The organism is Hydrogenophaga bisanensis (assembly GCF_042665135.1).
Taxonomy (GTDB): domain Bacteria; phylum Pseudomonadota; class Gammaproteobacteria; order Burkholderiales; family Burkholderiaceae_C; genus Hydrogenophaga; species Hydrogenophaga bisanensis.
This window is the reverse complement of the sequence record NZ_JBHTBX010000001.1, coordinates 112,092-131,091: the sequence shown is the minus strand read 5'-3', so window position 1 is coordinate 131,091 and position 19,000 is coordinate 112,092. Positions and strand designations below refer to the sequence as shown.

19 protein-coding genes, 1 tRNA gene and 1 pseudogene are annotated in these 19,000 nt (G+C 62.4%); 16 read left to right on the top strand and 5 right to left on the bottom strand.

Annotation, left to right across the window (positions count from 1 at the left end; all coding sequences use genetic code 11):
- Positions 1-26: 26 nt before the first annotated feature.
- From ACFQNJ_RS00660 to ACFQNJ_RS00620, 9 genes are all read left to right on the top strand, one after another.
- Entirely contained in the window at positions 27-1,244 is a 1,218-nt protein-coding gene (locus tag ACFQNJ_RS00660; protein ID WP_374639178.1) for an IscS subfamily cysteine desulfurase, read from the top strand.
- A gap of 20 nt (positions 1,245-1,264) precedes the next feature.
- Positions 1,265-1,651: a Fe-S cluster assembly scaffold IscU gene (gene iscU / locus ACFQNJ_RS00655; RefSeq protein WP_374639177.1), complete on the top strand. Its 387-nt coding sequence runs from the start codon at positions 1,265-1,267 to the stop codon at positions 1,649-1,651.
- 13 nt (positions 1,652-1,664) lie between these two features.
- Positions 1,665-1,988 carry an iron-sulfur cluster assembly protein IscA gene (gene iscA / locus ACFQNJ_RS00650; protein WP_374639176.1) on the top strand — a complete coding sequence of 108 codons (324 nt, stop codon included), beginning with the start codon at positions 1,665-1,667 and terminating at the stop codon, positions 1,986-1,988.
- Between the two features lie 58 nt (positions 1,989-2,046).
- Positions 2,047-2,565, top strand: coding sequence for a Fe-S protein assembly co-chaperone HscB (hscB, locus tag ACFQNJ_RS00645; RefSeq protein ID WP_382253080.1), 519 nt, complete (start codon positions 2,047-2,049; stop codon positions 2,563-2,565).
- A 55-nt stretch (positions 2,566-2,620) separates the two neighbouring features.
- Positions 2,621-4,492: a Fe-S protein assembly chaperone HscA gene (gene hscA / locus ACFQNJ_RS00640; protein ID WP_382253078.1), complete on the top strand. Its 1,872-nt coding sequence runs from the start codon at positions 2,621-2,623 to the stop codon at positions 4,490-4,492.
- 9 nt (positions 4,493-4,501) lie between these two features.
- Positions 4,502-4,840, top strand: a complete 339-nt coding sequence (gene fdx, locus ACFQNJ_RS00635; RefSeq protein ID WP_374639173.1) for an ISC system 2Fe-2S type ferredoxin — start codon at positions 4,502-4,504, stop codon at positions 4,838-4,840.
- On the top strand, positions 4,840-5,547 hold the full coding sequence (gene dnaQ, locus ACFQNJ_RS00630; RefSeq protein WP_374639172.1) for a DNA polymerase III subunit epsilon: 708 nt from the start codon (positions 4,840-4,842) through the stop codon (positions 5,545-5,547). The genes fdx and dnaQ overlap by 1 nt, the downstream gene beginning before the upstream one ends.
- Positions 5,548-5,663: 116 nt before the next feature.
- Positions 5,664-5,738, top strand: a tRNA-Val gene (locus ACFQNJ_RS00625).
- A gap of 91 nt (positions 5,739-5,829) precedes the next feature.
- Positions 5,830-6,936, top strand: a complete 1,107-nt coding sequence (locus ACFQNJ_RS00620; protein WP_374639171.1) for an NAD(P)/FAD-dependent oxidoreductase — start codon at positions 5,830-5,832, stop codon at positions 6,934-6,936.
- A 13-nt stretch (positions 6,937-6,949) separates the two neighbouring features.
- Here ACFQNJ_RS00620 and ACFQNJ_RS00615 read toward each other — a convergent pair whose 3' ends face one another.
- On the bottom strand, positions 6,950-8,038 hold the full coding sequence (locus ACFQNJ_RS00615; RefSeq protein WP_382253076.1) for a quinone-dependent dihydroorotate dehydrogenase: 1,089 nt from the start codon (positions 8,036-8,038) through the stop codon (positions 6,950-6,952).
- Between the two features lie 44 nt (positions 8,039-8,082).
- On the opposite strand from ACFQNJ_RS00615, the gene rpiA reads away from it, so the two are divergent.
- Entirely contained in the window at positions 8,083-8,754 is a 672-nt protein-coding gene (gene rpiA / locus ACFQNJ_RS00610) for a ribose-5-phosphate isomerase RpiA (protein WP_382253075.1), read from the top strand.
- Between the two features lie 53 nt (positions 8,755-8,807).
- Here the strand turns inward: rpiA and ACFQNJ_RS00605 are convergent, their stop codons facing one another.
- Genes ACFQNJ_RS00605 through yhbY form a run of 3 tightly spaced genes read right to left on the bottom strand, consistent with a single transcriptional unit; the run spans position 8,808 to position 12,093 of the window.
- Entirely contained in the window at positions 8,808-9,434 is a 627-nt protein-coding gene (locus ACFQNJ_RS00605) for a glutaredoxin family protein (RefSeq protein WP_382253074.1), read from the bottom strand.
- A gap of 39 nt (positions 9,435-9,473) precedes the next feature.
- A complete protein-coding gene (locus ACFQNJ_RS00600) occupies positions 9,474-11,567 on the bottom strand; it encodes a M3 family metallopeptidase (RefSeq protein WP_382253072.1) in 2,094 nt (697 codons plus the stop codon).
- 52 nt (positions 11,568-11,619) lie between these two features.
- Positions 11,620-12,093 carry a ribosome assembly RNA-binding protein YhbY gene (gene yhbY / locus ACFQNJ_RS00595; RefSeq protein WP_382253070.1) on the bottom strand — a complete coding sequence of 158 codons (474 nt, stop codon included), beginning with the start codon at positions 12,091-12,093 and terminating at the stop codon, positions 11,620-11,622.
- 64 nt (positions 12,094-12,157) lie between these two features.
- On the opposite strand from yhbY, the gene ACFQNJ_RS00590 reads away from it, so the two are divergent.
- From ACFQNJ_RS00590 to folP, 3 genes are all read left to right on the top strand, one after another.
- Positions 12,158-12,835, top strand: a complete 678-nt coding sequence (locus ACFQNJ_RS00590; protein ID WP_374639243.1) for an RlmE family RNA methyltransferase — start codon at positions 12,158-12,160, stop codon at positions 12,833-12,835.
- A 145-nt stretch (positions 12,836-12,980) separates the two neighbouring features.
- Positions 12,981-14,897, top strand: a complete 1,917-nt coding sequence (gene ftsH, locus ACFQNJ_RS00585) for an ATP-dependent zinc metalloprotease FtsH (protein ID WP_374639165.1) — start codon at positions 12,981-12,983, stop codon at positions 14,895-14,897.
- Between the two features lie 70 nt (positions 14,898-14,967).
- Entirely contained in the window at positions 14,968-15,801 is an 834-nt protein-coding gene (gene folP, locus ACFQNJ_RS00580) for a dihydropteroate synthase (protein WP_382253069.1), read from the top strand.
- Here the strand turns inward: folP and ACFQNJ_RS00575 are convergent.
- Positions 15,747-17,033: a sensor histidine kinase gene (locus ACFQNJ_RS00575; RefSeq protein WP_382253067.1), complete on the bottom strand. Its 1,287-nt coding sequence runs from the start codon at positions 17,031-17,033 to the stop codon at positions 15,747-15,749. The two genes, folP and ACFQNJ_RS00575, sit on opposite strands and share 55 nt — an antisense overlap.
- Positions 17,034-17,039: 6 nt before the next feature.
- Here ACFQNJ_RS00575 and ACFQNJ_RS00570 point away from each other — a divergent pair.
- The 3 genes and pseudogenes from ACFQNJ_RS00570 to ACFQNJ_RS00560 form a co-directional block, all read left to right on the top strand.
- Positions 17,040-17,510, top strand: a pseudogene (locus ACFQNJ_RS00570) (methyl-accepting chemotaxis protein); the annotation flags it as partial.
- A 271-nt stretch (positions 17,511-17,781) separates the two neighbouring features.
- The gene (locus ACFQNJ_RS00565; protein WP_382253065.1) at positions 17,782-18,603 is read left to right on the top strand and encodes a lytic transglycosylase domain-containing protein; all 822 of its coding nucleotides are present in this window, start codon (positions 17,782-17,784) and stop codon (positions 18,601-18,603) included.
- Between the two features lie 23 nt (positions 18,604-18,626).
- Entirely contained in the window at positions 18,627-18,986 is a 360-nt protein-coding gene (locus ACFQNJ_RS00560) for a TrbC/VirB2 family protein (RefSeq protein WP_374639159.1), read from the top strand.
- Positions 18,987-19,000 lie beyond the last annotated feature (14 nt).

The following is a 19,000-nucleotide window of genomic DNA, read 5'->3' as shown; positions in this document are numbered from 1 at the left end:
CAGACACGTACCCACGACACACCACAATGACCACTCCTCACTTTCCCATCTACATGGACTACAGCGCCACCAACCCGTGCGATCCGCGGGTGGTGGATGCCATGATTCCCTGGCTGCGCGAGCATTTCGGCAACCCGGCCTCCCGCAGCCATGCCTGGGGATGGGAGGCGGAAAAGGCCGTGGAAACTGCACGCGAGCAGGTCGCGGCCCTCATCAACGCCGATCCGCGCGAGATCGTGTGGACCAGCGGCGCCACCGAGTCCAACAACCTGGCGCTCAAGGGGGCGGCCCACTTCTACCAGTCCCGGGGCAAGCACATCATCACGGTCAAGACCGAGCACAAGGCGGTGCTGGACACCTGCCGCGAGCTGGAGCGGCAGGGCTTCGAGGTCACCTACCTCGATGTGAAGTCGGACGGCCTGCTTGATCTGGACGTGTTCAAGGCGGCCATCCGTCCCGACACCATCCTGGCGTCGGTCATGTTCGTCAACAACGAGATCGGTGTCATCCAGGACATCGCGGCCATCGGTGCGATCTGCCGTGAAAAAGGCGTGATTTTCCATGTGGACGCGGCCCAGGCCACCGGCCGTGTGGACATCGACATGCAGCAGTTGCCGGTGGATCTGATGAGCCTGACCAGCCACAAGACCTACGGCCCCAAGGGGATTGGCGCCCTGTTCGTGCGGCGCAAGCCCCGCGTGCGCATCGAGGCGCAGATGCACGGTGGCGGCCATGAGCGCGGCATGCGCTCGGGCACGCTGCCCACCCACCAGTGCGTCGGCATGGGCATGGCCTATGCCATTGCCAAGGCCGAGATGCACGAAGAGAACAAGCGTATCCGTGCCCTGCATGACCGTCTGGTCAACGGCCTGAAGGACATCGAAGAGGTGTTCATCAACGGCCACGAGACGCAGCGCGTGCCGCACAACCTCAACATGAGTTTCAACTATGTGGAAGGCGAATCGCTGATCATGGGCATCAAGGGGCTGGCGGTGTCTTCGGGCTCTGCCTGTACCTCGGCCAGTCTGGAGCCCAGCTACGTGTTGCGCGCCCTGGGACGCAGCGATGAGCTGGCCCACAGCAGCCTGCGCATGACCATCGGCCGCTGGACCACGGAAGAAGAAATCGATTACGCCATCCGCACGATCCGCGAAAACGTGGCGAAGCTGCGTGAACTCTCACCCCTGTGGGAGATGTACAAGGACGGTATCGACCTGTCCACCATCCAGTGGGCTGCCCACTGAGTGTCTGAAGGAGAACAACCATGGCCTATTCCGAAAAAGTCGTTGACCACTACGAGAATCCCCGCAACGTCGGCTCCTTTGACAAGGGAGACGAGACCGTTGGCACCGGCATGGTCGGTGCCCCGGCCTGCGGTGACGTGATGAAGTTGCAGATCAAGGTGAACCCGCAGACTGGCGTCATCGAGGATGCCCGCTTCAAGACCTACGGCTGCGGCTCCGCGATCGCCTCCAGCTCCTTGGTGACCGAGTGGGTCAAGGGCAAGACGCTGGACGAGGCGGCGGCCCTCAAGAACAGCCAGATTGCCGAAGAACTGGCCCTTCCGCCCGTGAAGATCCACTGCTCGATCCTCGCCGAAGACGCCATCAAGGCGGCTGTCGACGACTACCGCAAGAAGCACGTGAACTGAAGCTCCCTGATCCATGGCCATTTCCATCACTGATGCCGCCGCGCGGCATGTCAATCGGTACATCGCCAAACGCGGCAAGGGCGTGGGTGTTCGTCTGGGCGTCAAGACCACCGGCTGCTCCGGTCTGGCCTACAAGCTGGAGTACGCCGACGAGATCGCTCCCGAGGATGTGGTCTTCGAGGAAAACGGCGTGAAGGTTCTGGTTGATCCCAAAAGTCTGGCATACATCGACGGCACACAGCTTGATTTCGTCCGTGAAGGGCTCAATGAAGGCTTCCGCTTCAACAACCCCAACGAGCGTGACCGTTGTGGTTGTGGCGAGAGCTTCCGCGTCTGAATCTGCAACCCCTTGCAGGCCGCCAGTGCTCACCGTGCTGGCGGCCTTTTGACTTGTGATGAACCTGCAATCGAACGACTTCGAGATCTTCGGCCTGACGCCTTCCTTCGGACTGGACAGAATGAAGCTCGACGAGCGCTGGAAACAGCTCCAGCGTGAGGTACATCCCGACCGGCACGCGTCTTCCGATGCCCAGTTGCAGCGCCAGGCGATGCAGTGGTCGGTCAGGGTCAATGAGGCCTACCAGCGTCTGAAGGACCCGATCAAGCGGGCCGCCTACCTGTGCGAGCTGCACGGTGCATCCGTCGATGCCGAGAACAACACCCGCATGCCCTCCGATTTTCTGATTCAGCAGATGGAGTGGCGTGAAGCGCTGGAGGAGGCGTCCTCGGCCGGTGATCTGGAAGACATGGCCGATGAGGTCGCGGAGAAGCGTCGCCGCATGATCGAAGAGGCCCGTCGCCTGGCCGATGATGAGTCCGACTATCCAGCGCTGGCCCAGCAGGTCAGAGCCCTCATGTTCGTTGAGCGTTTTGCGCGCGATGTCGAGGCTCGACTTGAGCAACTGGGACAATAGCGTCTGCCCAACGCTCCGATGACACCGCGGTCCGACCGCCCGGCACCTTCTAACCATGGCACTACTGCAGATTTCCGAACCCGGCCAGTCCCTGGATCCCCATCAACGACGAGTGGCGGTGGGCATCGACCTCGGCACCACCCATTCGCTGGTGGCGGCCGTTCGTCACGGCGTTGCCGAGTGCCTGCCGGACGAGCAGGGTCGTGTCATCCTGCCCAGCGTGGTGCGCTACCTGGCTCCAGGCACCCAGGGGGCAGGGCGACAGATTGGTCATGAGGCCTTGGCGGCCCAGGTTTCCGATCCCGTGAACACCATCAGTTCGGTCAAGCGCCTGATGGGCAGGACGCGCGCTCAGGTGGTGGATGTCGACAAGCTGCCCTATCGCGTTGTGGACGAGAACGGCATGGCGGTGGTCGACACCGTGGCCGGACGCAAGACACCGATGGAGGTCAGCGCGGAGATCCTGGCCACCCTGCGCTATCGGGCGGAGGACAGCTTTGCCGATGACCTGTACGGTGCGGTCATCACGGTGCCAGCCTATTTTGATGATGGCCAACGTCAAGCCACCAAGGATGCGGCCCAATTGGCCGGCATCAACGTCCTGCGCCTGATCAACGAGCCTACCGCTGCGGCCATAGCCTATGGCCTGGACAACGGAAGCGAAGGGGTGTACGCGGTTTACGACCTGGGTGGTGGCACCTTTGACATCTCCGTGCTTCGTCTCACCCAGGGGGTGTTCGAGGTCATGGCCACTGGCGGCGACTCTGCGCTGGGCGGCGACGACTATGACCATGCCCTGGCCACGCTGGTGCTTCAGCGCCAAGGCATTGAGGCGCCCGGCGATGCCGTCGCTCGTGCCGTGCTCCACAAGGAGGCACGTCGCGTCAAGGAAGCGCTGACCGATCGGTCCAGCGAGACCTTCCGCGCAGAATTTGACGGTCGCACCATTGAGCAGGTGGTGACCGTGTCCGATTTCGAAGCCTGCACCACCGCGCTGACCGCGCGTACCATCAGCGCGGTGCGCAAGGCCTTGCGCGATGCTGGTGTCAGCCGCGATGACGTTCAAGGCGTGGTCCTGGTGGGGGGCTCGACCCGCATGCCGGTGATCCGCCGTACCGTCGGTGAGTTCTTTGGCCGCGATCCGCTCATCAACCTCAATCCCGATGAGGTGGTGGCTCTGGGCGCCGCCATTCAGGCCAACGCGCTGGCGGGCAACAGCCGAGATGGTGAGCTTCTGCTGCTGGATGTGATCCCGCTGTCGCTGGGTATCGAGACCATGGGCGGTCTGGTCGAGCGCATCGTGCCGCGCAACAGCACCATCCCGACGGCCAGGGCTCAGGACTTCACCACCTATCAGGACGGCCAGACGGCGATGTCCTTGCATGTGGTGCAGGGTGAGCGTGATCTGGTGGCCGACTGTCGCAGCCTGGCGCGATTCACGCTGCGCGGCATCCCACCCATGGCCGCCGGTGCCGCCCGAATCCGCGTGACCTTCACGGTCGATGCCGATGGCCTTCTGGCGGTGACGGCCAGGGAGCAAGTCTCCGGCGTCGAGTCCCACATCGAGATCAAACCCTCCTATGGCCTGTCCGACGAGCAGATTGCCGCCATGCTCCAGGACAGCTTTGCCACCGCCCAGCAGGACATGCAGGCGCGGGCCCTCGTGGAAGCCCGTGTGGACGCCGACCGGATGATCGCGGCCACCCGCAGTGCGCTGGCCGCCGACGGCGATCTGCTGGATGCCGCCGAGCGACAGGCCATCGACACCCTCATCGAGCGACTGTCCCAGGTGGCCACATCGGATTCTGCCGCCGATATCGAAGCGGCGACCGACGCCCTGGCCAAGGGCACCGAAGCGTTCGCCGCCCTGAGAATGAACCGAGGCATCCAGCAGGCGCTGGCGGGCCGCAAACTCGAAGAAGTCTGACAACACATCATGCCCACGATCAAGATCCTGCCCCACCCAGAGTACTGCCCCCAGGGCGCAACCATCAGCGCGGCGCCCGGTACCACCATCTGCGAGGCCATGCTCGACCACGACATCAACATCGAGCACGCCTGCGACATGAGCTGCGCCTGCACCACCTGCCACGTGGTCGTCCGCGAGGGTTTCCGAAGCCTCAATGAGATGGAGGAGGCCGAGGAGGACCTGCTGGACCGTGCCTGGGGTCTGGAGCCCAACTCGCGTCTGTCCTGCCAGGCGATCCTGGCGCAGCAGGACATCACGGTGGAGATTCCCAAATACTCCATCAACCACGCCAAAGAGAACCATTGATGAGACAGATTGTTCTGGACACCGAGACCACCGGTCTATCGGCCGAGAACGGCGATCGCATCATCGAGATCGGCTGTGTCGAGCTGCTGGCCCGCAAGCTCACCGGCAACAACCTGCACCACTACATCAACCCGGAGCGCGACAGCCACGAGGACGCGCTCAAGGTGCACGGCATCAGCAACGAGTTTTTGCGCGATAAGCCCAAGTTCGCGCAGATCGCCGACGAACTCCTGGCCTATCTTGAGGGTGCAGAACTCATCATCCACAACGCGCCCTTCGACATCAGTTTCCTGAACAAGGAACTGGAGTTGCTGGGGCGTCCGCCGATCACTCAGGTGGTCTCCGGTGTGATCGACAGCCTGGTCATGGCCAAGGAGATGTTCCCGGGTAAGCGCAACGGGCTGGATGCCCTGTGCGACCGCCTGGGGGTGGACAACTCGGGTCGCACCTTGCACGGCGCCTTGCTGGATGCCGAGCTTCTGGCCGACGTCTACATCAACATGACGCGCGGGCAGGATGCCCTGCTGATCGACGCCTCAGACAGCAATGGCGAGGCTGGCAGTGTCGAAGCGGTGGACCTGAGGCAGTTCGATCTGCCCGTGCTGACCGGCAACGAGGCCGAGCTGGAGGCCCACCGCGCCCTGCTGGCAGACCTCGACAAGGCCAGCAAAGGGAAAACGGTTTGGCGGCTCCTTGAACCTGCGTGACGGTGATTTCCGAAAAAGTTCAGGCACCGATCGAATCCGCTAAAAACCTTGCTATAATCTGAGGCTTCCGAATGATCGGAGATGTTGAAGAAAAACACTTCGCATCCAGAGATTTCGGGCGGTTAGCTCAGTGGTAGAGCACTGCCTTCACACGGCAGGGGTCGCAGGTTCGAACCCTGCACCGCCCACCAAATCAAGCCCCGTGAGCTTCTTGCTCCCGGGGCTTTTTCTTTGTCTGGCGCGGTACGGATGAGGGCCGCAGGTCAAATGCAAGGAGCGCACATGGACAGGGTGGATACGGTGGTGATCGGGGCTGGTGTGGTGGGCTTGGCCGTGGCACGGGCGCTGGCCGCCACCGGCCGTGAGGTGCTGGTGCTGGAACAGGCAGATGCCATTGGCACCGGCACCAGCTCGCGCAACAGCGAGGTCATCCATGCAGGCATCTACTACCCGACTGGCTCCCTCAAGGCCCGCCTGTGTGTCCAGGGGCGAGAGCTTCTGTACCGATATTGCGCCGAGCGTGCCGTTGCTCACCAGCGCTGCGGCAAGCTCATCGTCGCGACAAGCCCCAGTCAGCGCGATGCCTTGCCTGCCATCGTGGACAAGGCCCTTGCCAACGGGGTGACTGACCTGCGACTGCTGTCCCGTGACGAGGCGCGTGCCATGGAGCCTGCGCTGGAGTGCCTGGGTGCTGCCTACTCGCCATCGACAGGGATCATCGACAGCCATGCGCTCATGCTCGCACTTCAGGGTGATCTTGAACACCACGGCGGGCTGGTGGCCTTTCACGCATCGGTCGACCATATGCGCGCCACGGCTGCTGGCATCGAGGTTCATTGTGCCGACGGCTCGGTGCTGCAGGCCCGACTGGTGGTCAACGCGGCAGGCCTGGGCGCCTGCGCGCTGGCCGGTGCCACGCAGGGATTGCCATCCTCCCATGTGCCGCGTGCCCATTTCGCCAAAGGCAGCTACTTCACGCTGTCGGGTCGCTCTCCCTTCAGCCGGTTGATCTATCCGGCACCCGAACCCGATCGGCATCTGGCAGGCCTCGGAGTTCATCTCACCATTGACCTGGGTGGCCAGGCCAAGTTTGGCCCGGATGTCCAGTGGGTCCATGACCCTCTGGATCTCCAGGTGGACCCGTCACGCGGGGTGGTGTTCTATGACGAGGTGCGGCGATACTGGCCCGCCTTGCCCGATGGCGCCTTGCAGCCAGGTTACGCAGGGATGCGGCCGAAGATCAGTGGTCCCGATGAGCCCGCCGCCGATTTCCGGATCGAGGGACCTGCACAGCACGGAGTGCCCGGACTCATCAACCTTCTGGGCATCGAGTCCCCGGGCTTGACCAGTTGCCTGGCCATCGCCGAGCATGTGACCGCCATGACCTGACGCCGTTGGGTGATCAGCGGCGGGCCGCGCGGGCCTTCAGTGCCAGTGCCGATGTCTTGACCAGGGCAGGCCCCTGGTAGATGAGGCCCGTATAGATCTGAACCAGATCCGCGCCGGCCTCCATCTTGCTCACCGCATCGACGGCGCTCATCACACCGCCCACGCCAATGATCGGAAATCTGGGGCCCAGGGCCGTACGCAGGGCCTTGATGACACGGTTGCTGGCCGCCAGCACAGGAGCACCCGACAGTCCGCCGGTTTCCTCGGCATGCGCAAGTCCTTTGACGGCCTCGCGGCTGAGGGTGGTGTTGGTGGCGATCACGCCCAGTGAGTTCGTGGGCTCCCCTTGGGTGTCCGTGCCGTAGCGGCGCAGCGTCGCGGCAATCACCTCGATCTGCCCGTCGTCCAGGTCCGGTGCAATCTTCAGGAATACCGGAATGCGCCGTCGCGTGCGCTGCACCAACAGTTCCCGCCGTTCGCTGACGGCACCCAGCAGCGCATCCAGGGCTTCGTCGCTTTGCAGGCTGCGAAGGTTCTTGGTGTTGGGGCTGGAAATGTTGACCGTGACATAGTCGGCATGTGGGTAGACCCCTTCCAGGCAGGTCAGATAGTCATCGGTGGCCTGCTCGATCGGGGTCGCCGCGTTTTTGCCGATGTTCAGCCCCAGCCGCATGCCTTCGCTGCCCGCGGTCTGCCGCAAACGGGAACGCTGCACATTGGCCAGGAAGGCCTCCAGTCCCTCATTGTTGAAGCCCAGCCGGTTGATCAGGGCTTGGGCTTGCGGCAGCCGGAACATGCGCGGCTTGGGATTGCCGGGCTGGCCCTTGGGCGTGACCGTGCCGACTTCCACGAAGCCGAATCCCATGGCGGCCAGTCCGTCGATGCAGCGGGCGTTCTTGTCCAGCCCGGCCGCCAGGCCCACGCGGTTGGGAAAGCGTACCCCGGCCACCGTCACCGGGTCCTCGATCCGGGCTTCGCTGAACAGGCAGGCCAGCGGCGTGTTCTGGAACCGGGCAATGGCATCAAGCGTGAGCTCGTGCGCGGCTTCGGGGTCCATGCCGAACAGGAACGGACGGGTGAGGGCGTAGGGCAGCAGAGACATTGACGGGATAATGGTTGTATTCGCGTAATCCCGGATTGTCTCAAATGACCCAAGACGAACTCAAAGCCCTGGTCGGTCAGGCCGCTCTTCAGTATGTGGTGCCCGGACAAATTGTCGGCGTTGGCACCGGCTCGACTGTCAACAAGTTCATTGATGCGCTCGCCTCAATGAAGGACAGCATCCCCGGTGCGGTGTCCAGCTCGGAGGCTTCCACCGCCCGTCTCAAGGCACTGGGGATACCGGTGTTTGAAGCCAATGCCGTCGGCGAGCTGGCGGTGTACATCGACGGTGCCGACGAAATTGACGCCCGCGGTTATATGGTCAAGGGCGGTGGTGCGGCGCTCACACGCGAGAAGATCGTGGCGGCGCAGTCCCGCCAGTTTGTGTGCATCGCCGACGAATCCAAGCTGGTCAAAGCCCTTGGCGCCTTTCCCTTGCCGGTCGAGGTGATTCCCATGGCCACGGCCAGAGTGGCCAGGCAGTTTGCCGCACTCGGTGGCAAGGCCCAGGTCCGGCTCAAGGATGGGCAACCACTGGTAACCGACAACGGACAGCACATCATCGATGTCACAGGGCTGTCCATCGATGATCCCTTGGCTTTTGAAACCATGGTGAACCAGTGGGCCGGTGTGGTCACCGTCGGCGTGTTCGCCCACCAGAAGGCCAACGTCTGCCTGCTGGGCACCAGTGCTGGAGTACGCACCTTGAGCTTCTGAGCGTTCTGTCGGCCGCTCGCCGGCAGGTGGCAGTCCTTCGACTGCCACAGCCCTCAGAACCGGATGCCTGCGGGGTTGTTGCTGGGGGGCGTGACCGGCACCGGAACCTCTGCGGGCGACGCCGCTTGGGCGGGCGCAGCCGGGGAAGAGGGCGTCGGCGCCGCGACGGCATCCACCAGCGCAGAGGCGGCGGGACGGCGGTACCCTGGCGGCAAAGCGGATTTCATCGGGTAACCCGCCACGTCCAGGTAACGTGACCATTCGGTGCTCGAATACCCTTTGATCTGCTGGGAACCCACCGTCAGCAGCGGGAGGCTGCTGTCGCCGCTCAGCCGTTTGAGGGCTTCGGCGTCGTTGGCGGTCGTGACCGTCTTTTCGGTGAATGGAATGCCACGCGATTCCAGCAGACTGCGGCCGCTGTTGCAGGGTGCACAGTCTGGCCCGGCGTACAGGGTCACGGGAAAGCGATTGACGATTTGCCGCAGTTCGAAAGGCAATTGCGCATTCGCACTGGCAGCCGATCCCCTCGTGGCCGAACCGACCGGTTGCGCCGAGGTGTTGGCCGGTGGCGGCTGGTCAGAGAAAGTCACCTTGCCGTCGGGGCCCACAATCCGGTAGACACCTTGTGCTTGTGCAGACAGAACCAGGCCCAGCAAGGACAGGGCAATCAAAGGGCGCATGCATTCCTCCTCATTATTGATCTCGGATCTTGTGGTGTGTCAGGCCATGCCCTGATGACGCAGCAGGGCATCAATGCTGGGCTCGCGACCACGAAACGCTTTGAACGACGCCATGGCCGGACGGCTGCCACCAGCCTCCAGAATGGCTTGACGATAGCGCCGGCCGGTGTCGACGTCCAGCGTGGACCGCCCACTGGCGCTGGCGGCCTCCTCAAAGGCAGCATAGGCGTCCGCCGAGAGTACTTCCGCCCATTTGTAGCTGTAGTAGCCGGCAGAGTAGCCTCCCGCGAAAATGTGGCTGAAGGTGTTGGCTGTGCGGCTGTAGGCCGGCGGCTGCAGCACCGCTACTTCGCTGCGAACGTTCTGGAGCAGCGTCAGAATGGCGTCGCCTGTCGATGGAGGTTGTGGCTGGCTGTGCAGCAGCATGTCGAACAGTGCGAACTCGACCTGACGAAGCGTCTGCAGCCCGCTTTGGAAGTTTTTGGCCGCCAGCATCTTGTCATAGAGGGCGCGAGGCAGCGGTTCACCGGTGTCCACATGGGCGGTCATGTGCTTGAGGACGTCCCACTCCCAGCAGAAGTTCTCCATGAACTGGCTGGGCAGCTCCACCGCATCCCATTCGACCCCGCTGATGCCGGATACATCCCGCTCGTTCACCTGCGTGAGCATGTGGTGAAGGCCGTGCCCGAACTCGTGGAAGAGGGTGATGACGTCGTCGTGGGTGAGCAGCGGCGGTTTGCCGTTCACACCCTCGGCAAAGTTGCAGACCATGTGCGCCACGGGCGTCTGCAGTTGGCCGGTGTCCGGTCGCAGCCATCGGGCACGGACGTCATCCATCCAGGCGCCGCCTCGCTTGCCGGTGCGCGCAGAAGGATCCAGATAGAACTGGCCGACCAACTGGACACCTGCCGGGGTGCTGCGTTCAATGCGATAGAACTCGACAGACGGATGCCAGGTCGGCGCCTGATCGCGCCGGATCGCCACTTCGAACAGGGTTTCGACGATCTGGAACAGACCTGCCAGCACCTTGGGGGCCGTGAAATAGGTCTTGACCTCCTGCTCACTGAAGGCGTAGCGCGCTTCCTTGAGCTTCTCACCGATATAGGGCCAGTCCCAGGGCTGGGGGGCTTTCAGGTTCAGGTGTTCTGCCGCAAACGCGCGCATGTCGGCCACATCCTGCTCGGCGAACGGACGGGCCTTGGTGGCCAGATCGCGCAGGAAGGCGATGACCTGTTCAGGTGACTCGGCCATCTTGGCCACGAGGGAGACATCGGCATAGTGACGGAAGCCCAGGAGCCGGGCTTCTTCATCGCGCAACGACAGCAGTTCGGTCATGATGGCCGTGTTGTCGTACTTCACCGCATCGCCAGAGGCTTGGTCGCTGGCACGCGTCACATAAGCTCGGTACAGCTGCTCACGGAGTGAACTGCTGTGGGCAAACTGCATCACCGGCAGATAGCAGGGCATCTTCAGCGTCAGCTTGTGGCCTGGCTTGCCTTCGGCAGCAGCGGCAGCGGCGGTGGCTTCCTTCACGTCGTCGGGCACACCGTCCAGTTCATCGACGGCCACATGAAGGGCAAAGGCATCGGTGGCGTCCAGCGCGTTCTCGCTGAATTTTTGTGCCAGCTCGGCTTGGCGCTCCTGAATGGCCGCAAAGCGCTCTCTGGCGGCACCCTGCAACTCGGCTCCCCCAAGCACGAAACCACGCAACGCGTTCTTGCGAGCCTGCAGTTGCTCGGGATTCAGCTCAGCCGGTTCAAGGGCCTTGTACTTGGCATACAGGCGTTCATCGGCTCCAAGCCGGGTCCAGAATTCTGTGACCTTGGGCAGTGCTTCGTTGTAGGCGGCCCTGAGCTCCGGCGTGTCAGCCACGCTGTTGAGGTGGCTGACTGCGCCCCAGGCTCGGCCCAGCCGGTCGGTGGCCGTGTCCAGCGTCCGCGCCAGATCTTGCCAGCGCGCAGGAAAGTCGGCTTGTGTCACCGTCTCCAGCGCATCGACGGCTGTGCTCAGAAGACTGTCGATGGCCGGCCCCACATGTTCGGGCCGGATGGCATCGAACAGGGGCAGGTCGTGGAAGTCCAGCAGTGGGTTGTCGGCAATCAGGCGGGTGTCGGTGGGTGCGGCAGCGTTCATGAGGGATCAGATGGGGTGAGCCGATGAAAGTTTCAACGCCCGCCGGTTGGGTTCAACCTGCTGCGGATTTCTTGACGCTCTTTTTGAAGGTCTTGGCCCGCTTGATCTGCCCGCCGGGCGTCAGGCGCTGGTTGCCCAACACCTTGACCACCTTGATTTCGGGCTTCTGCCCGCCGCGCTTGCTGAACTTGAGGACCTTGACCTCCTTGGGGCCAGGCTTGCGGTCCTCATCGATCGCTTTGGCCTTCTCAGGAACCGGGCGCCAGAGCACGAGCAGCTTGCCGATGTGCTGAATGGGCGCCGCATCCAGTTCGTCGGCCAGCGACTGCAGCATGCCCTCGCGGGCCTCGCGGTCATCGCTGAGTACGCGGACCTTGATCAGGCCATGCGCTTTCAGTGCGGCGTCGATTTCCTTGCGGACGGCCGGGGTCAGACCATCGGATCCGATCATGACCACGGGGTCGAGGTGATGGGCATCGGCGCGGTGAACCTTGCGCTGGGCGGGGGTAAGTTGTATCTGGGGCATGGGACAATTATCGTTTAACCCTGCGGTTTGCGCCGCGCCGTCTTCGCACCACGCATCCATGGGCATCAAGGTCAACACCCAGAGCAAGAAGGTCAACAAGGCCTGGCTGAACCAGCACGTCAACGATCCTTATGTGCGGCTGGCACAGAAAGAGGGCTTCCGAGCCCGGGCGGCCTACAAGCTCAAGGAGATCGACGAGAGCCTTGGCCTCATCCGCCCCGGCATGTGCGTGGTCGATCTGGGATCCACCCCCGGCGCCTGGAGTCAGTACCTGCGCCGGCGTCTCAGTCCTTCCGGTGCTGCCTCAGGGGCACTTCAAGGCAGCATCATCGCGCTGGACATCCTGCCCATGGATCCAGTCGAAGACGTGCATTTCATCCAGGGGGACTTCCGGGAAGACGCCGTCCTGGCGCAGCTGGAACAGAAACTGGCCGACCTCGGGCACCAGCAGGTCGACCTGGTGGTCTCCGACATGGCGCCGAATCTCTCCGGGATCGAGTCGGCCGATGCCGCGCGCATTGCCCACCTGGTCGAGCTGGCGGTGGATTTCGCCAGCCGGCATCTGCGTCCGGAGGGAGCCCTGGTGGCCAAGGTGTTCCACGGTGGCGCCTACGATGAACTGGTGGCCCTGTTCCGTCAGACCTTCAAGGTGCTCAAGGTCATCAAGCCCAAGTCATCCCGGGTCAAGTCGTCGGAAACCTTCTTGGTCGGACTGGGTCTGAAGAAGGCCGACAAGGGCTGAAACCGGTGCAATTCCGGCTTTTTAAGATATTTCCTAACCCTACGATTGACATTGCCTCGTCATTTGTCAAGAGCATGGGGGCTTGAAACACCTAAAATGGGTTCAATATGACGAATTCAGTCTTTGTTCCCGTCAGGAGCCGTACTTGAACAACCAGTGGTTCTCGAAAATTGCCGTGTGGATGGTCATCGCCATGGTGCTGTTCACCGTATTCAAGCAGTTCGACGGTCGTGGAACGGCTGGCGCGGGCTATGTGGGCTACTCCGACTTTCTGGACCAGGTCAAGGCCCAACAGATCAAGAGTGCGACGATTCAGGAGGGGGCGAGTGGCACCGAGATCGTGGCGCTCACCCAGGACGACCGCCGCATCCGCACCACCGCCACCTATCTGGACCGCGGTCTGGTGGGTGACCTGATCAACAACAACGTCAAGTTCGATGTTCGTCCTCGCGAAGAGGGCTCACTGCTCATGACCCTGTTGGTCAGCTGGGGTCCCATGCTGCTGCTGATTGGTGTGTGGATCTACTTCATGCGCCAGATGCAGGGCGGCGGCAAAGGCGGTGCCTTCAGCTTCGGCAAGAGCAAGGCACGCATGCTGGACGAGAACAACAACACCGTCACCTTTGCCGATGTGGCCGGGTGCGACGAAGCCAAGGAAGAGGTCAAGGAGGTCGTTGACTTCCTCAAGGATCCGCAAAAGTTCCAAAAGCTTGGTGGTCGAATCCCCCGTGGCCTGCTGCTGGTCGGCCCCCCAGGTACCGGCAAGACGCTGCTTGCCAAGTCCATCGCTGGTGAAGCCAAAGTGCCGTTTTTCAGCATTTCCGGTTCCGACTTCGTGGAAATGTTCGTTGGCGTTGGCGCAGCCCGCGTGCGGGACATGTTCGAGAACGCCAAGAAGAACGCTCCGTGCATCATCTTCATCGACGAAATCGACGCCGTCGGCCGCCAGCGCGGCGCAGGCCTGGGCGGCGGCAACGACGAGCGTGAGCAGACCCTCAACCAGATGCTGGTCGAGATGGACGGTTTCGAGACCAATCTGGGCGTGATCGTGGTCGCTGCCACCAACCGCCCGGACATCCTGGACGCCGCGCTGCTGCGCCCGGGACGTTTCGATCGTCAGGTCTACGTGACGCTGCCTGACATCCGCGGTCGCGAGCAGATCCTGAATGTCCACATGCGCAAGATTCCGCTGGGAACCGATGTGAACGCGGCCATCATCGCTCGCGGTACGCCCGGCATGAGCGGTGCCGATCTGGCCAACCTGTGCAACGAGGCCGCCCTGATGGCTGCGCGCCGCAACGCACGTCTGGTCGAGATGCAGGACTTCGAGAAGGCCAAGGACAAGATCATCATGGGCCCCGAGCGCAAGACCATGGTCATGCCCGAGGAAGAGCGCCGCAACACGGCGTACCATGAATCCGGGCACGCCCTGATCGGCAAGCTACTGCCCAAGTGCGATCCGGTGCACAAGGTCACCATCATCCCACGCGGCCGAGCCCTGGGGGTGACCATGAGCCTGCCCGAGCAGGATCGGTACAGCTACGACCGCGAATACATGCTCAACCAGATCAGCATGCTGTTCGGGGGCCGGATTGCCGAAGAGGTGTTCATGAACCAGATGACCACCGGAGCCAGTAACGATTTCGAGCGCGCCACACACATTGCCCGCGACATGGTGATGCGTTACGGCATGACCGATGCGCTGGGCCCCATGGTCTATGCCGAGAACGAAGGTGAAGTCTTCCTCGGCCGCTCGGTCACAAAGACGACCAACATCTCGGAGCAGACCATGCAGAAGGTGGACAGTGAGGTCCGCCGCATCATCGACGAGCAGTACGCTCTGGCGCGCCGGCTCATCGAGGAGCACTCGGACAAGATGCACGCCATGGCCAAAGCCCTGCTGGAGTGGGAAACCATCGACGGAGATCAACTGGACGACATCATGGCAGGCAAGCCGCCGCGTCCTCCCAAGGACTGGACACCGCGCAATCCCTCCGTGGGAGGTGGTGGTAGCGGTGGATCACCGGCGGTGGGTACCGACACGGCGCCGACGGCCGCCTGATCCCGGCGACTGATCGCCTGCATGTCCACGGGGCCTTCATGGCCCCGTTTCCTTTTTCTGCCTCTCCACCATGCATATACCTGTCTGGACCACCTCCCGTTTTGACCTTGATCTGTCGTCGCCCAAGGTCATGGCCATTGTTAATGTGACGCCGGATTCGTTTTCCGACGGGGGGCAGCACGCCAACACCTCGGCAGCGCTGCGCCACTGTGAGCAGGTGATGCGGGACGGCGCACACATCCTGGACATCGGTGGAGAGTCGACAAGGCCTGGCAGCCCGGCCGTCTCTCTGGAGGATGAACTGGCGCGTGTCCTGCCGGTGGTGAAGGAGGCCGTCAAGCTCGGTGTGCCGGTGTCGGTGGATACCTACAAGCCCGAGGTGATGCAGGCGGTGCTCGATGCTGGCGCCGACATCATCAATGACATCTGGGCGTTGCGACGAGGCAATGCTCTGGATATCGTCGCCGCGCATCCGCGCTGTGGTGTATGCCTAATGCACATGCACCGCGATCCTCAGACCATGCAGGTCGCGCCGATGGAAGGCGACGTGCTGGCGCCGGTGTCTGCTTTCCTGGGGCAACGGGCGGAAGCACTCCAGCAGCGGGGCGTGGCCGCTACGCGCATCATGCTCGATCCCGGTATCGGATTCGGCAAGACCGTCGAACAGAACTTCAGCTTGCTGGCCAGGCAATCGGAGCTTCTGTCGGCAGGCTACCCGGTCCTTGCCGGCTGGTCACGCAAGTCCTCGCTCGGTGCCGTGACTGGACGCAATGATCCCCGTGATCGGGTCGCTGCCAGCATTGCAGCGGCCTTGGTGGCCGCCCAGAGAGGGGCATCTGTCCTCAGGGTTCATGATGTGCGTGAGACAGTCGATGCCCTGGCGGTGTGGTCTGCGGTCCATTGAACGCTGCCTGACCATCCTGCCGAAGGGGGGCGTACCGCTGATTTCGCCCCCTCGCAGGGGAGCCATACATGAAAAACGGACCCGTGCTCTGGCGTTGACTCGGCCCAGATCCTTCCGTCGTGCGACTGCACAATGCGCCTGCACAGGGCCAGGCCAATGCCGTCACCCTCGATATTGGCCGGGTTCTTCAGCCGGCCAAACATCTCGAAGACATGGGCCTGCTCGGATGCATCGAAGCCGCACCCATTGTCACGAAGCGACACCGTCCAGCCGTCATCCAGTGGACATGCATTCCACTCAAGGCGGGTTACTTCGCGCATACCCGAGTACTTGAAGGCGTTGTCCATCAGGTTGCACGAGACCTCCTGGATGAGTACCGGGTCGGCCCACACCGTGGGAAGCCGCTCGATGCCAATGACTTCATACGGCTGAGTGCTGAAGGACGACGCCGTCTCCTCCAGCCATTCGGGCATGCGCAGCGCCAGATCGATACGGGACGGGTGCAAAGCTCCGCGTCCAAGGCGTGAGAAAGCAAGCATGCCGTCGATGACGGATTGCAGTCTCAAGCCTGCAGCCACCACCTTCGCACTGTAGTGTCTTGCTGCGTCTAGATCGCCCTCACTCATGGCACTCCTGGCGATCTCCGAGTAGCTCACCATGTGACGAATCGGCTTCTTGAGGTCGTGTGACAGTCCGTGGGAGAAGGCCTCCAGCGATCGGTTGGCTTCCTCCAGATGACGGGTGCGATCCGCCACCATTTCTTTCAGCCTCTCGTTCGTCAGCCGCTTCTGTTCAATGAGTTCACGGTAAACGGTGACATCCTGAATGGTCCAGGTTCCCGGTGGGCGAAAGCTGGTGACATGTCGCTCTGGCATGCCTCGACACCTTACCCAGCGTCGATGACCTTGGCTGGTCAGGATCGGGAACTCATGGTCAAACACAGTGCCCTCGGCCAGGGCGTCGGCGATCCTTTGCCGCAGTTCCTCCTGGGCTTCTTCTGCCACGAAGCTGAGCAGTTCACTAAACCCCTGGCGTATCTGGCCGGGCGCCAGTTCCAGTATGTCAAACACCTCCGGTGACCACCTCAACAGTCTGGTGTCAGGGTTGAAGTCGATGCGTCCCAACCGTGCCAGTTTCTGCGCCTCCTGAAGGTGGTGCTGGAGCTCACGGTTTCTGTGCTCCAGCGCCCGGCGATCGGTGACGTCACTCTGGATCGAGAAGTAGGCGACCACCTTGCCGCCAGTGTTGCGGCCTTGATCGACGGCATCGCTTTCCAGACCAACATACTGGCGCTGAACGCTGCCGTAGAGGCTGCCCGCGCCGGGGAGCAGGGCAGGGGATTCGCGGTGGTGGCAGCGGAAGTCCGGAGCCTGGCTCAGCGCAGCGCGGCCGCCGCGAAAGACATCAGGCACCTGATCGAGGACAGCGTCGAACGGGTCACTTCCGGTGGCGCTCTCGTGGGTCGGGTCAACCGCACCATGCGCGACATTGCCCATCAGGTCACGCAGGTGGGTGGATTGATTGAGGAGATTGGCGCGGCAACCCGGGAACAAGCCCAAGGCATCTCACAAGTGGATGTCGCAGTCAGTCAACTTGACCAGTCCACCCAGCAGAACGCCGCTTTGGTCGAGCAGAGTGCCGCTGCGGCAAACAGCTTGAAGTCCCAGGCCACCCGCCTGGCGGACGCGGTGGGGGCCTTTCGGTGTTGAGCGGCATGGATTCATCTGCAATGCTTTGTCGCTGACGTAACGGCCCGTGTCATTCTGCGCCTTGGGGTTACTTCGGGATACATCTTAAGCAGTACTTCCCCTGATTTTGTGTGTTTTGTATTAACACGCAAGTTAGACTTGCGGCTACAAAAGTACATAATTTCAGGAGGAGGTGGCCGAATGGCTGCTTACAAAAGAACTCGTTTTGCTGTCACACCGTCAGGTGCGGTTCATGCATGGGCCTTCTCTAGCCTCCGGCTATTGATGGCCCATGCTTGACTGTCCTGATCTCGCTGTTCCCGTTGAGATCATGCACCACGTGGTACACGTGGAGTCGGCCCGCAACCCGTTTGCGATCGGCGTGGTGGGTGGGCGTTTGAGCAGGCAGCCGCGCTCGCTAGATGAGGCGCTCGCAGCGGTTCAGACCCTCAAGGAACAGGGCTACAACTTTTCTGTGGGCATCGCCCAGGTCAATCGCTACAACCTGGCGCGATATGGCCTGTCAAGCTACGCCCAGGCATTCGAGACCTGTCCCAACCTCAAGGCCGGATCGCAGATCCTCAAGGAGTGTCACGACCGGGCCAGGGATTGGGGCAAGGCTTTCAGCTGTTACTACTCAGGCAACTTTGTCACTGGCTTCGAACATGGCTATGTGCAGAAGGTGTTTGACTCCATGCAGCGCGCAGCGCCCTCGGGTGTTCGGGTGGCCGACATCACGGTCATTCCCCGCACCGACAGGTCGGTCAGGCGCTCCGCTCGCGACGACGGCGTGCCGCTGAGAGCAGACGCTGCGCCTCCAGCGTCTACCTCAATGGCGCCGAGCACTGAGGCCGCCATTGGTGCGGGCAACGTGTCGGCATCAGGTGGTGTGCCGAGGAGCGTTGGTCAGATACCGGTCCAGCTCGTGGGTGCTCAAGGAGACCCTTACCGAGTCACGGTGCAGCCCGCACGGTCATCAAGCCGTCCGGCTTCACGGTCGTCCCCCAAGGGGGAGTTTTCGATGTCTCCTGCCAACCCTCGCGAGGCTTCAACCGAGCGAGGGGTGTCGCCTGCGGTGGCATCCCCCAAAGAAGACCAGTCATTCGTGTTTTAGCCAACTACTTTTGAAAGGAATGTATGCGTTTCTCCCGACTTGAGCTGCAAACCATCGCGACCATGGCATTGGCGTTCTCGCTGCTGGCTCTTGCCCCCGATGTCATGGCCAACACGGGCTCTGCGAAATTCGCGGATGCCTGCAAGAAGGTCTCAGGCTTCTTTGCCAATTTCGAGACCATTCTTCGAGTGGCTTCAGTGTCCATCGTGACCATTGCCGTCGTTTTTGCGGGCTATCAGATCGCCTTTGCGCACAAACGCCTGTCTGATGTGGCGCCTGTTCTGGTGGGAGGTCTCCTGATCGGCGGCGCAGCCACGATTGCAGGTTGGTTTGTGGGTGACTGGCAGGCCGCCACCCATGTGGGCGTGGCCAATACCTGCTGAACCAGGCTCATTTC

What these genes read in the sequence shown, in the direction of transcription:
- ACFQNJ_RS00660 (WP_374639178.1), top strand. Translation starts at nt 27, where the DNA reads ATGACCACTCCTCACTTTCCCATCTACATGGACTACAGCGCCACCAAC.
- ACFQNJ_RS00560 (WP_374639159.1), top strand. Translation starts at nt 18,627, where the DNA reads ATGCGTTTCTCCCGACTTGAGCTGCAAACCATCGCGACCATGGCATTG.
- hscB (WP_382253080.1), top strand. Translation starts at nt 2,047, where the DNA reads ATGAACCTGCAATCGAACGACTTCGAGATCTTCGGCCTGACGCCTTCC.
- iscA (WP_374639176.1), top strand. Translation starts at nt 1,665, where the DNA reads ATGGCCATTTCCATCACTGATGCCGCCGCGCGGCATGTCAATCGGTAC.
- folP (WP_382253069.1), top strand. Translation starts at nt 14,968, where the DNA reads ATGCATATACCTGTCTGGACCACCTCCCGTTTTGACCTTGATCTGTCG.
- fdx (WP_374639173.1), top strand. Translation starts at nt 4,502, where the DNA reads ATGCCCACGATCAAGATCCTGCCCCACCCAGAGTACTGCCCCCAGGGC.
- ACFQNJ_RS00605 (WP_382253074.1), bottom strand. Translation starts at nt 9,434, where the DNA reads ATGCGCCCTTTGATTGCCCTGTCCTTGCTGGGCCTGGTTCTGTCTGCA.
- dnaQ (WP_374639172.1), top strand. Translation starts at nt 4,840, where the DNA reads ATGAGACAGATTGTTCTGGACACCGAGACCACCGGTCTATCGGCCGAG.
- rpiA (WP_382253075.1), top strand. Translation starts at nt 8,083, where the DNA reads ATGACCCAAGACGAACTCAAAGCCCTGGTCGGTCAGGCCGCTCTTCAG.
- ACFQNJ_RS00620 (WP_374639171.1), top strand. Translation starts at nt 5,830, where the DNA reads ATGGACAGGGTGGATACGGTGGTGATCGGGGCTGGTGTGGTGGGCTTG.
- ACFQNJ_RS00615 (WP_382253076.1), bottom strand. Translation starts at nt 8,038, where the DNA reads ATGTCTCTGCTGCCCTACGCCCTCACCCGTCCGTTCCTGTTCGGCATG.
- ACFQNJ_RS00600 (WP_382253072.1), bottom strand. Translation starts at nt 11,567, where the DNA reads ATGAACGCTGCCGCACCCACCGACACCCGCCTGATTGCCGACAACCCA.
- yhbY (WP_382253070.1), bottom strand. Translation starts at nt 12,093, where the DNA reads ATGCCCCAGATACAACTTACCCCCGCCCAGCGCAAGGTTCACCGCGCC.
- hscA (WP_382253078.1), top strand. Translation starts at nt 2,621, where the DNA reads ATGGCACTACTGCAGATTTCCGAACCCGGCCAGTCCCTGGATCCCCAT.
- iscU (WP_374639177.1), top strand. Translation starts at nt 1,265, where the DNA reads ATGGCCTATTCCGAAAAAGTCGTTGACCACTACGAGAATCCCCGCAAC.
- ACFQNJ_RS00565 (WP_382253065.1), top strand. Translation starts at nt 17,782, where the DNA reads ATGCTTGACTGTCCTGATCTCGCTGTTCCCGTTGAGATCATGCACCAC.